This window comes from Candidatus Nanoarchaeia archaeon, assembly GCA_035290625.1.
Classification (GTDB): domain Archaea; phylum Nanobdellota; class Nanobdellia; order Woesearchaeales; family DATDTY01; genus DATDTY01.
Map to the genome: position 1 here is coordinate 1 of DATDTY010000001.1, position 12,361 is coordinate 12,361.

General features: G+C 42.3%; 8 protein-coding genes. 4 read left to right on the forward strand and 4 right to left on the reverse strand.

Going from position 1 to position 12,361, the window contains the following annotated elements; translation table 11 throughout:
* Positions 1 to 27 precede the first annotated feature (27 nt).
* The 4 genes from VJB08_00005 to VJB08_00020 form a co-directional block, all read right to left on the reverse strand.
* Positions 28 to 2,097, reverse strand: a complete 2,070-nt coding sequence (locus VJB08_00005) for a CARDB domain-containing protein (GenBank protein ID HLD42353.1) — start codon at positions 2,095 to 2,097, stop codon at positions 28 to 30.
* Positions 2,098 to 2,808: 711 nt separating this feature from the next.
* Positions 2,809 to 6,822 carry a S8 family peptidase gene (locus VJB08_00010; protein HLD42354.1) on the reverse strand — a complete coding sequence of 1,338 codons (4,014 nt, stop codon included), beginning with the start codon at positions 6,820 to 6,822 and terminating at the stop codon, positions 2,809 to 2,811.
* 371 nt (positions 6,823 to 7,193) lie between these two features.
* The gene (locus tag VJB08_00015) at positions 7,194 to 9,158 is read right to left on the reverse strand and encodes a transglutaminase-like domain-containing protein (GenBank protein HLD42355.1); all 1,965 of its coding nucleotides are present in this window, start codon (positions 9,156 to 9,158) and stop codon (positions 7,194 to 7,196) included.
* A gap of 379 nt (positions 9,159 to 9,537) precedes the next feature.
* Entirely contained in the window at positions 9,538 to 10,107 is a 570-nt protein-coding gene (locus tag VJB08_00020; protein HLD42356.1) for a hypothetical protein, read from the reverse strand.
* A gap of 122 nt (positions 10,108 to 10,229) precedes the next feature.
* On the opposite strand from VJB08_00020, the gene VJB08_00025 reads away from it, so the two are divergent.
* The 4 genes from VJB08_00025 to VJB08_00040 are packed head-to-tail and all read left to right on the forward strand — an operon-like array spanning position 10,230 to position 12,318.
* A complete protein-coding gene (locus tag VJB08_00025; GenBank protein ID HLD42357.1) occupies positions 10,230 to 10,646 on the forward strand; it encodes a hypothetical protein in 417 nt (138 codons plus the stop codon).
* A complete protein-coding gene (locus VJB08_00030; protein ID HLD42358.1) occupies positions 10,633 to 11,115 on the forward strand; it encodes a hypothetical protein in 483 nt (160 codons plus the stop codon). The genes VJB08_00025 and VJB08_00030 overlap by 14 nt, the downstream gene beginning before the upstream one ends.
* 4 nt (positions 11,116 to 11,119) lie before the next feature.
* Positions 11,120 to 11,512, forward strand: coding sequence for a hypothetical protein (locus tag VJB08_00035; GenBank protein HLD42359.1), 393 nt, complete (start codon positions 11,120 to 11,122; stop codon positions 11,510 to 11,512).
* The gene (locus VJB08_00040) at positions 11,500 to 12,318 is read left to right on the forward strand and encodes a hypothetical protein (protein HLD42360.1); all 819 of its coding nucleotides are present in this window, start codon (positions 11,500 to 11,502) and stop codon (positions 12,316 to 12,318) included. The genes VJB08_00035 and VJB08_00040 overlap by 13 nt, the downstream gene beginning before the upstream one ends.
* Positions 12,319 to 12,361 lie beyond the last annotated feature (43 nt).

Here is a 12,361-nt window from a genome sequence, read left to right on the forward strand (position 1 = left end):
TCTCCCTGCTTTTCATATGCTTTCACCTCATGGATTTCCATTCTGCGTTAACATTCCTTTTAGGAATACATGGCCTGATTCATTCACAACAATCTGCCATTCTCCATCCTTTCTTATTCTGAAATCAGTATCATCCAAAGAAGAGGATATTGTGGATTGGTTTTCAGAGAGAGTTCCGTCAATATACACATTGCCGTCATTCTCTATGATTAAAACATCTTCACCGTTGTTTCTTATTACGAAGGCAAAATCAGCGCTTCTTGCATGAGCGGAGTTCTGCTCTAAGGCTCCCTTAATCACAGCGTTTCCTGAGTCGCCAAACCAGGCGATGCTGCTGCCTGAAGTATTCTTGATTGTGAATTTGTTTACATCAGTCACATTGCCAATGTTGAAAACGTCTGAAATCGAGTCTGAAACAGAGTCAGCAGAGGCGTTAACAGTTACTGTATAGATTCCTGGTGAGCTGTAGTTGTGCTCTGCGAAGATAAAGATGTCTTCATTTGCGGAAAGATCGAAGTTATAATTGTTTTTGGTTATGTTTCCGTCACCGAAATTCATGTACCACGTTATATTGTTTATACCTATTGTGCCATTATTCAAGATTACTGCTTCAAAAGTAGCCAGGGAGGCAGTGGAAGAGAGCAATTGTAGCGTAGTCATTGAAAGAGCACGTTGACCGGTTAGTATATTGTTTGTTTCGTCGCTCTCATCGACATAGTTTCCAAGGTCAACTATTGCAGTGTATATTGTATCGCTGGCACTATTGCTTATAGAAAAGTTATAGACTACTGATTCGCTTATATTCAGATAGGATTGGGTTCTGTTATTCGCATAGGTATTATTATCAAATACGTCTGTAAAAACGCCAAATGCAGGCGCTTCTCCGATATTTGAGACAGTAAGCATAAGGTCCGTTACATTTGCAGAAGAGGTGAATACTGTATCCATACTTATTGTTAAGTCCGGCAATGGCGGTCGTTCATAATCTGTATAATACGAGGCGTTCTGGTCTGTATGAGGCTGGAAGATGTAATCAACCAACCATCCTGAGCTGTTCAACAATTCAATAGAATTAATCATGTAAGGGCCGTTTGCATAGCTGGAGTAGAACTCTGTTCCGTTAACATTAATCTGAACAAGCTGCGTTCCTGTGGTGTAAGCATCTGTCGTTGAGAAGTTTGCAATGTAGGTATCAAAGAGATCATATATCTCCCCTTTAACCTCATACGTTGCATATGCTTTAATCTCCAAAGTTACATTAACCTGATAGAACTCTGAAAGATTATTCTGATTTGTGTCAATCTTTCCTGTGCTGAAATTCTTCATGTAAGAAGTTTTTGCAAAATCTTCATAGTTGTAAACTGAGGTTGAATGGTTAGTATCCGTGGTTTTGTCTCCTATTGTTACCACATCAACAGTAAGATTATTGTTATAATGCGTTGATTTAATTGTTTCATCGTCAAAATCAATGGAAACTGTTTGAAAGCCTGCTGTCAGTGTTTCCTGCTCTGAAGCCGAGATATATGAGTGGTTATACTGCAGAAATACAGTTACATTTGTCGTTTGGCTTTCAGTTACGTTTAAGGTTAGGTTTATTCGGATAAAATCGTTATTTATATTTTCATCTGTAATTGCGGTTATATTGACTCCTCGTTCATAATTGCTATAGGATGACGTTTCAACATTGTCTTTCCTATAGACAAGCAGGCTATTGTTGTCATAGATTCTCACCGTATAATTGTGCTGATCCTGGTTGAATAACTTTGAGTCAAAGGTGATGCTCATGCTGCCTGTACCTAAACCTAAGGATTTACTGTCATTGTTTGTTATAACGCCATAGCTTTCTCCCAAATCTACAAAAACATTATAGTTGTTGCTTACGGTCATATTGAAGTTCAGAGTGATGTTTAGGATGTCGTTCTGCCCATTGCTGTTCGAGTCGAACATTGAATCTGAGAAGCTTGTAGCATTGATGTCTCCTCTGAAATAGTCGAAGTTGGTTTGGTCGATGAGTTCGTCGATGGTGAGGGCGGAGACCGAGGTTAGACTTATTATTACTAAAAACAAGGTTGGAATCCATTTGAAGGTTTGGTTCATATTTCTAGCCGCCTAGCTGGAACATGATCCTTGTTCTGTTCCGGTATCGGTTGATTTTTGTGTTTCCAGCAACATTTTAACCAGGCACCCAAGGAGTTGTAAATATGATTATAATCCAATAAAGTATAATCAGTATCCTACTCACTACAAAGAAGGACAATGAAGTTATAACTAAACTTAGTAGCGTAGAGATAATACAAACACTTATCTTTAATCTTTGTATTTTTGATAAGTTTGTTATTTGGAAGACAGCAATAGAGATTATAAAAATCATAATGATAAGGAGGGTATATCTTGAATTTACCTCTTGTGCTATGGAATTATTAGTAATAAAATCGCTAGATGGTAAAAGAGATAAACTAACTTGATAAATAGATATTATAAAAATTGTGAGGAAGCCTCCTGCTAAGAAAATTGATGGGAATATGAAACTTCGAAGAATCTTTTTACTTAGATTTAGGTTTTTTCTTGTTAACTTAATTAAAAAAAACGTTGTTAACCTAATATGATTTTTAATAAAAGCTAAAGAAATAAAGAAATAAAGAAATAAAGAAATAAAGAGTTCCGTCTCTCAGTGCCAGAAAATCATCGTGGAGTAGGATGGATATTATGGTAATATATGAAATTGCGATTGAGATGCAGAATGCAATAAATTTTTCGGTTAAAGTGAATTTATGTAGGTAGCCCTTTTTTTTCTCCATTGGTTTCCTCCTACCGTTCACAATCTTGCTGAGTTGAGATAACATAATCGTTAATATACTTCTGAGTAATTAATTGATTATTTGCTAAAAATTCTTTAATTACTTTCTGAACTACTGGGCTTTCACCTAAGCTTAATTTAAACGGCCCCATATGCAATTTATTCTCAAAACTCAAATAATTCTTGTTACTCGAAACAACATTCTGGCAGATTTCTTTTTGATCGCTTGTTGTAACTACTAGATCAGTATCTTCAGCGTTGGCCGCGGGGGGTATTAGAAGCAATCCTACTCCCGCATTTGTTACCTTCCCTTCAATAATGGCAAAATTATTAATCTGGACATTTTCTCCTATTTTAGGCCCAACACCATCATTAGCCCATTCATAAAATGAATCGTAAATGCTCTTTGACATACGATTGTCCCCAAAAGGGATGATATACGCAAGAACATTGATTAGGATATTCTCTTTAATATCGTGAGACAGCAGTATAGGCTTTCTCGAGAGAACACTTCTTTTTAATTGATCTGTTGTTATATGCTGGAGGTTCTGCCAATTGTATGAATTGTTGATTGATTCCCACGTCGCATTAAATGCATCTAAGAATATCGTAAGTTTGCTAAAATTCCCAGGGCAAGCAACCGCAACAAACGTGTCCATTGGATTAGCAGCCAGATTAATACTCGTTCCTTCTAATAATGTTGCAGCGTTTGGCTTTCCTGCTGCGTTATAACTCTCTAAAGATTCCAGTGCTGCCGAACAACCTAAAGAGTATCCTACATAAGAAGCATTTGCAGAGCCAGAATAGTATTGCACTCCAGCGATTAAAGCCGGCCAGTAATTGTCTTTCAAATCTGTGAATGTATAATTTGGACAATTATCCCCGCAGTTTTCATCCTGATTTGGACCGCCAACCATTTCAATAAGCCAGACATCTTTCCTGTCCTTTTCAGCCAAATCTCTGCCAAATGAATCTTCCCAAGTGAAGAGATTGCTGTGAATACCTCTTGATAAAATAACTGGATTTTTCCCGGAAGCATTCTTCAAAGCATCTGTATATACAGGACCGATATGCTTTAGTCTCAATGCAGTATTTTGTCCTGGTTCTTTAACGTAATAAAGCTCCTCTTCAAATAATTCATTATTGAAAATATATTCAACAAAATTTGGAAAATCGGTTCCGTCGTAGGGATAGTCGGCGTTGTTGGTATTCCGCAAATAATCCCAAATAGAATATGCCTCTACATCATATTTTTCTAAATATGTTTCTTTACTCTTCGCTAGGTTCTTAAAGAATTTGTCCTTCTCATCAATTAAACGCTTCACACCTGAGATCGTCCCTTCTAACTCATTACCATAGATGAAGATCCTTGTTTTCTTATCAAGGGGGTCGTAGAATGAACCAACTATGGCATTGTAAGGCTCTTTTCCCAGAACGCCATTATAACTTACTTTTTTCTGTCTTTTATCATACCACCATCTCAAGGACATTAATGTATAATCATTGTGCTCGTTTACAAAACTATTCTTTACAGGGTCTCCCACTGCAATTGTGAAGTTAGTATCAGTTTCGGAAACAGAATCAATATGCTTTTTTAGAAAAGTTTCTATCTTAGTGTCTACTAAAGGGTAGCCGGTAGAGATGTTTAGATACGCCCTAATCTTAGTAGCAGATACTTCTGGATAGTTGTTTGTTTCATCTGTTTCGGTAACAAGATTGGTTGAATCAACCATTATCCGCATATCATCAAAATTTACAGTCATAACTGCTGACACTACTGCACTTGAATCGGATGGGACAAAGCTGAGTGTTTTTGAAGTTCTCTGGATATCTATGCCATTTACTAAACCATAAAAGGTTATTACTACATTACTCCTATTAACGTTTAAGGCATGAACAGTTACAGTAAAATTAGTTTGAGAACCTTGTTTTAAGACTTGGATATCTTCTTCATTGATATAAAGATCACTTCCTGAAACGCAAGGATTGGGGATGGTTCCGTTTTGAGCTGCAACCCATTGCTCGTCTAATCCTGAATTGCAGACAGTTCCCGCAGGGCAGGTGAACGTCGTATTATAATTCTCCGTACTTGGAGCAGTAGGATATGTGCTATCATACCTGCCCCGGAGGTAGTAAGTAGATGCTGTCTGGCATACTGCCCATTTTCTGTCATAGATTGTGTAGTAGTCCTCTTGACGTCCAGAATCTGATCTCCTCCCTTCACTATTATCGCAGTCCACATATAAATATAGTGCCACTGCGCTATCTTTTGGGGCCGAAGTATCTATAGAATGGTTCTGCTCCGTTCCCTGCAAGCAAGGTCCTTGTCCTAACGCGCAATAATTGTAAAATGTTTTTCCAAAAGGATACGATTGGGCTAAAGTCTGGCTATATGCTTCACACTGGCTTTTAGCAGTACTATCTTTATAATAACATTCTTCAAAGATATTATCATCATCGTAATCGTAGCACTCTCCTTCTAGATAAGGAGGATATGGGTCTATGTATACCGTAGTCAAGTTTCCATTTACCCAAACATTTCCATCATCAGAGGTGGAATCTTTGGTGAAGTCATCATAAAGTCGTAAAGTCCAAAGCAACAGAACAGTTCCATCTTCCTTAACTTGTAATTTAATCTCAATTACTTCTTCACCTAAATATTTCTTCACCAGATAATATCCTTCAGTAAAAATAACATCATCAATCGTTCCAGTCCCGTTCAGCCAGAAGACAATCTCTTCTTCAGGAGTGTTGTAATTCCAGATGTTGAAGATCTCGTAGAAATAACTTTCCTGAGTTGTATTATACTCTTGGCTCTCAAGATTCGCCTGAACCAATCCAAATCCGTATTCATCATCCTTTCCAGAGAAGCCTAAATCAAGAGCGTCATTCTGCAATTTTCCTCTTATCTGAACATTCGTCAGGCTTGTATTATGCGCTTTTATCAAAGCTGCAACACCAGCAACATGCGGAGCAGACATTGAGGTTCCGGAATAGCTATCATATCCATTGCCTAATGCCGTTGATTGAATATCAACTCCCGGAGCAACAAGCTCAAGCTCAGGCCCATACGAACTGAAAGAAGCTTTTTGGTTAGAAGAATCAACTGCTCCAACTGCTATGACCTCAGTATATGCGGCAGGGTATACAACTGCCCCTCCATTGTTTCCTGAAGATCCTATCGAGATGATTCCATTGTTGTAGGCTTCTTCCACAGCTTCTTTGAATATCTGAGAATAGTCATTAAAGCCAAAACTCATGGAAACAATGTCCACATCATTGTCAATTGCCCATTGCAAACCAGCAATCGCATCAGATAAATCTCCAAGAGAGGTATTCATGATCTTTACTGCGTATATTGAAGCTTCAGGTGCCGCTCCTACAATCCCTTCTTCATTTAACAAAGCCGAAATAACTCCTGCAACAGAAGTTCCATGCCCAAAAGTATCTGCATAATCCTGCGAAACAACAGCATAGCCTCCTGCAATTTGGAGATCGGTATGCTGTGCAATTCCTGAATCCAGAACCGCTATCTTTACACCATCTCCTTTTGAACTGTTCCATACAGAAGGAGCCTGAACAGCAGTAATGCCATAGGGAATAGAATCTTCCAATAAAGAAACCTCCTGATCTAACTCAACATACTCTACATCAGAATCATTTAATAGCTCAACAATATTGTCATAATCTGTCTGAATTCTGGCTGCCTTGAATGCTGCATATTCTTTGCCGACATTAACTTTATTCAGTTTATTTGTCTTTATTTCATTCTTAAACTTGACAATGTATAGCTTCTCTTCGCTCCTATTGATGGCAGTTTCTAAGTATTCTTCTGTCTTTGTGTTAAGCTTATTCTTGTTAAACTGAACGATATCGTCTGGCTGAACTTCTCCTTTCAGAGGAACAAACCCTTCATCCGTACGGACTCCGAAAATAGGTGGGCTGTTGCTGAGAACGCTTAGTGAGCCTAAGATGAAGATTACGGCAAATATCAGACCTAAACTAAGTCCACCTATCTTTACCACACTCGCCTTTTTAATCGTATTCCCCCAAACTCGATTAACAACCTTTCTAATCCAAAAGCACGGTTCTATTTAAACGTTTATTACAACCTTTGAGGTGTAAACTGATATAATATCACGTAGAAAGCATTTAAAGTAAAAGAATGTGCTATTTTGACGAAACAAGTGACAGGGATAATAAAGGGGATAGGACTATCAACTCAAAAATCTCCGCGAAAACTATGTAAACAAGAACTCACATCTTAAAACAAAAACGCAAGAATCAGAGTGAGCATTAAACCCGAGTTCTAGCCCCCCGGCAGTAGCACTTGAAAATACAAAGAGTAGTTTCATTGGCAACCCGACTGAAAGGAGGTTTTGGATGGAGCCAGCAATCAGCCCCGAAACCATCTCCCTGCTTTTAGGAAGAAGTGCTGCGCCTTTTCAAGAAGGCTGAGATTCGTAAGGCTCACAACTGCCTGGCCTGTTAAGAGGTATGTTTTTCCATTCCTGTCCTTATACGTAATGCGTATCCCGGGGCTATTCCTTCCCTGATTAAGGTCTGATCCTGCTAACTGCAGCACAAACCCCTGGGTGTGGTCAAGCTGTTCGAGCTTCCAAACCTGCTTCCCTCCTGCAAAATCAACTTCCACGTTCATAGCATAGCCAGGAGAACTCTCTGGAACAACCTCAAAGCGAAGCTCAAAGTTCTGTTTAAAGCTGACCTCCTCCGGTGCTGCAATATTCTGGATACTGAAAGAAGGGACTTCCTGGATATCAAGGTCAACATCTGCAACCTGGCTGACAGCCTTATTTGACGCAGTAACAGGAAACACGCCCTTTCCTGCTTTTTCTGACAGCACTGTGAGCTGCACGTTCTTCTGCTGGGTGATGCCAAGGTCAACCTGGTTGCAGGATGATTTGAAGCAGATGCGCACATCCTCCAGGAAAGCATTGCCTGTGTTCTTCACCTCGCATGCAAGTATCATCGTCTCATTGACGTAATATGCCTCTTTGTCTGCTTTGCATGCCAGGCTAAGGTCCGGTGTTGTCTCCCTATCCTTCTGGGCCTTAACCGGCTCAACATCAGCTAACGTAACTGCCGATCCTCTTGTGGAAGCAGTGAAATTGATTGTTATCGCTTTGGAATCAACAAGGCCGTTGATTGGGATAGTATAGGTATAGGAAGGATCAAGCTTTGCATTGACCTGCACAATCTTCGTCGCATGCCGTGTCTCATAGGGAGCAAGAAGGAGATAGTCTCTTGCATCTCCAAGAATCGCAACCTCAGCTGGAGCAGCAAACGATACCACCGTGCTCAGATAATACCCCCTCCTGTTCGTAACAGCAACATCAATGAGGTTGTAGGATCCAGCATTTACATTTTCATATACTGCTGAGCCCTCAGCCAGAAATGGGTTTTCTGCAGCTCCGGAAACCGACTCAAGCGAAACCGGGAAGCTGAGAGGGCTGGTGTTAAGACCCACATTCTCTGACTTCCATTCAAACTTTGTTGAAGGCTCATTGGAATCCAAAGACTCCTTGAGCTTGATATGGGAGAGGTCTACAAACCCAAACTGCCTGTAGCTGATATCATACTCCATCCATCCATACCCTGGAACATAGACCTCAGCCCATGCATGGGGGCCCCAGTCGTTTTTTCCTCCGTAGTCTGTATAAGCCAGCCCTGAAACAAACCTGCTTGGGATATTCAGGCTGCGCAGCATCGCGATGAAGAGGGTTGTCAGCTCATCGCACACTCCTACCTTGTTCTGGAGCACCCACGAGGCATTCTGCGAAATCTCTGCAGTCAATGTTGAGAGGTCATACTGGATATTCTGCTCAATCCATGAAGCTATCCTGTGCACAGCCTGGAGGTAATCATCCTCTCCCTCAACAAGCTTTGATGCCTGGAAGACGATCTCGGGGTTGTCAGAATTGATGTTAGGCGAGGGTCTCGTATAGATGAGATATTCAGGAAGAGTCTCCGCAGCAGGGAATCTGATTCTCTCTGAAATCCGCCTGAACTCATTTTGTGTGGTTACCTCAGATGTGATGCTGTACTCAAGCTTTCCTGGCTTTGGATTCATCCATCGGTACACAAGCTCTGCCCCTTGCTCGGCCTTTGGAGTGGCATTAAACTGGGACACGCTCTGCCGGTAATCCTCCCGCGGAAAAAAGCTGAGGTTGACAACAGCATACGAGATCCTGCTCGGCTCCTTCTCGCGGATAAGCACGATGGAAGAGCTGATATTCACACGCATCGTTGCCTGTTGCCCGTCAATAAACTGATTTGAAATGTCAGCAGCAACCGAAACTGCCAGCAGGAGAAGAAACAGGAACGCCATCGGGGCTTTCATTTCGTGGATTTTGAGAAGGAAGGTATATAATTGTTTCTCTTAAAGGGGCTTCGGCGTAAAACGAAGAGCGTTCTGATTTAAACTATAGGGTGAGCAGGGATCTGTCATACTCCACATTGCAGCTTGTTCACGATGTAAAATCCTCGATTTGTTGCGGCTTTTTCTTACTATCTCCTCAAGCCATTGCTGCCTTGCCTGTTTATCTCTATCTTCAGCCTTATGTTCCTCTTCGGCCTGCTGCACAGAATTCACATACTTCGGCAGCCAGGCAATCGGGTAATACATGATGGCATTATGTTGCATGTATATCTAATTGTTTCTATTCTCCTCTTCAGCAGCCTGTTTTCCATCACGAATTTGCAAATGAACGAGAATCAATCTAATGCGAAAGATAATCCTGCATCGTAATCCTCTTTTGGTGTCTAAATACTGCGCCGACTTCCTTCAGTGGTAGGGTATGCGCCTCCTCCCATTCGTAAATACTCTTTGCATCTGCGGCATCAGGAATAACCAAGATCGGCCGGGTCAGGATAAACAATGTTTCCTCCGGATTGTCATAGTCATAGGTTTGGAACTGCGCCAGTAAAGAAAATGGATCCTCGCATCTCTCCATACTTTCAATCAAGCCCCAATCTGCCCTCAGGCTCCTGATCAGGCTGTCTGATGGCATTAATCCAATTGCAGATGCAACAGCTTCATACCTTCTTTTCCATGGTGATACGTAGTGGTCTTGAGCATTTCTGTTTTGAAATACTCCGCTTAAAGAAAGGTAATGATAACAGAGTGGTTCCTCAAGCAATTGCTGTCTATGCGGCAGACTCTGGTAAAACTCCGATTCTGGAACTTCTGCGGAAACCAGGACGTCCAGGAATAAGTCAGGCTGAGGAGCCATAATCCCGGGATGCCTTCCAAGTTCATTGAATAATTTTTCAGCGACTTGCTTTTCCATAGGCAGGAGAAGGATACCCTTCTTTATAAGTTTTCGCAAATCTCAAAACTGCTTCAGCTGCATCTGCTTTTCAACAATCCTCCAAAGCAAATCTTAAATACCCATGATCTCTGAAGAGAGCTATGGGAACAAGAGGCCAGGTCAGCATGGAGTATATGTTTGGGTTTGGGTTCATGCTTCTGCTGCTCCTTGTGCTCCTCGTCTTCATCTTTGACAGGAACCGGGAGCTTGGCGAGGCAAAGGTCTTCCTGGACAAGAAGTCTGAGTGCCTCAAGTTCTCAGCTCTCCTTAACTCACTCACAACAGCAGGCGATGGCGCAGAAGCCCATACCTCGACTCCTTACTTTGTCACCATCTTTAACACCAGCTTGATCAATGTACGGGAGATTGCCAACATCTCCAGCGAGAACCTCTCGGCAAAGCCTGGCTCTGACGTGACCTGCACCTTCACAGGAATCTCTCCTTACTATCAGTTTACAGGTCCTGTCACCCTTAGGAATGTTCAGGATCGGATCACAATCAGCAATGAAACAGCATAAGGCTCAGATCGGCATCGCAGGCTTCCTGATGGCCATGGCCATATTTTCCGGGCTCCTGATCATCCTCATATCCACATGGAACCTCTATCTCACCCGTTTTGAAACCACAGCAGCGCTCAAGGAGATGCAGCTCAAGGCATCCCAGGTTACAGATATCCTTATCCAAACACAGGGTTATCCTCCTGACTGGGAAGACTCCCCTTCCACAATGCTCCTCATTGGCCTTGCAGCCTCTGACCACAATCTTTCCAGACAAAAGCTCGAAGCTCTCCCTAATATTTCCTACACCTCCTTCAAGAATAGCCTCACCCTTTTCTCCTATGATCTCTTCCTGGATATTGCTTACCTTGACGGAACCTCAATACTAACCTATGGAAAGCCCTTTAACGGAACCTTATCAGTTCAGTCAAGCCGTATTGTGACGTATGATGGCAAAACAGCCTCCCTTCGTGGACTCCTCTGGCACTAAGGCTATGGTCTTTAGCCTCGATGCAGCAATCGCAGTTAGCATCGCAGCTGTCCTGATGGTGTCTGCAGCTGTCGCAATCGCCTCGTACACCCCTGAAACTGCCTCTGCAGTTCCTATGCTGAAGCTTGGCTATGATGTCGTTGCTGTCCTGGAGCAGCAAGGAGCATTTTCGAAAAGCGAGGAGGGTATTAAAGATGATCTCCTGCAGCTGCTTCCTGTTAACTATGATATGCGGCTTGCGATCTCCTCGCTCAATCAGTCAAACGCAACACGCTACCGCGTTGTTGAAAGCACTGGCTCAAATCCCAGCAACCGATTTGTTGGCGCAGGAGAGATGGTTGCCACCACTTCAGGCCTTGAGCACCATCTTGTGAGGTTTTGGATATGGGTCAAATAACCTGCATGCGTTCCAACACTCTGGGCAAAAAGGGGGTTTTCCTTACACTCATCACCACCCTGCTCTCCTTGCTCATCCTTGGCCTTGCCATCCTTGCCAGAGATCAGGAATCCAAGGAAAGCGAGGCGATCATCCCTACAGTTGCCATCTTTCAGCGCATCCATGCTCTTGAGATGTCCATCGAAAAAAGCGTGCAGGCAGTCTTCAGCCAGAGTTCAGCAGTCAGTGTTGCAGCCACTCAAAACCAGGTCATCATTACCCAATCCCTTCCAAACAACCTAAATGAGACCTACAGGCAGGAGCTTGGCCGCCTCAGTCGCTTTATCACTGAAAACAGGAGCTACCTTAATCTGAGCGCAGATTTCACACTCTCTGCAGGATTCAATTACACGCAGGATTCCTTTGGCTCTAGGGTCATTATGATCAGGCACTCGCCTTCTGTTGCATCCTATGAGCTTTATTTCCTCTCCAACCAGAGCAATGCAACCATTGACATAGAGCAATGGAGCAGCGGAGCAACCAGCCTTTCAGTCATTGTTGAATCATCAACCGGCTGGCTCAGGTCTGAAAGCCGTGATGTCAACCTCAGCAATCCTGGAAGCATCGAGCTTGAAAACCTTGCAGGAGACCTTGAGATAAGCTGGGATGACGATAACTTAACAATAGGCTCATCGGCAGAGACCCTGCTGTTCAGGCTTACAGCCTCCTACTCAGGAAACGCCCCCCCAGTTGTTTTCCCTTCCATGCTCAGGTTCAACTTCTCTCAGTATGGGATAAGCAAGGTGAGTGATGTGAGGGTTGGTTAAGTTATTACTTCTAAGTGATTAAAATAGAAAGATTTATAAAGGG

Bases quoted from the DNA above. Each gene is read 5' to 3' on its own strand.
- VJB08_00005 (HLD42353.1), bottom strand. From the start codon at position 2,097: ATGAACCAAACCTTCAAATGGATTCCAACCTTGTTTTTAGTAATAATA.
- VJB08_00015 (HLD42355.1), bottom strand. From the start codon at position 9,158: ATGAAAGCCCCGATGGCGTTCCTGTTTCTTCTCCTGCTGGCAGTTTCG.
- VJB08_00020 (HLD42356.1), bottom strand. From the start codon at position 10,107: ATGGAAAAGCAAGTCGCTGAAAAATTATTCAATGAACTTGGAAGGCAT.
- VJB08_00025 (HLD42357.1), top strand. From the start codon at position 10,230: ATGGGAACAAGAGGCCAGGTCAGCATGGAGTATATGTTTGGGTTTGGG.
- VJB08_00030 (HLD42358.1), top strand. From the start codon at position 10,633: ATGAAACAGCATAAGGCTCAGATCGGCATCGCAGGCTTCCTGATGGCC.
- VJB08_00035 (HLD42359.1), top strand. From the start codon at position 11,120: ATGGTCTTTAGCCTCGATGCAGCAATCGCAGTTAGCATCGCAGCTGTC.
- VJB08_00040 (HLD42360.1), top strand. From the start codon at position 11,500: ATGGGTCAAATAACCTGCATGCGTTCCAACACTCTGGGCAAAAAGGGG.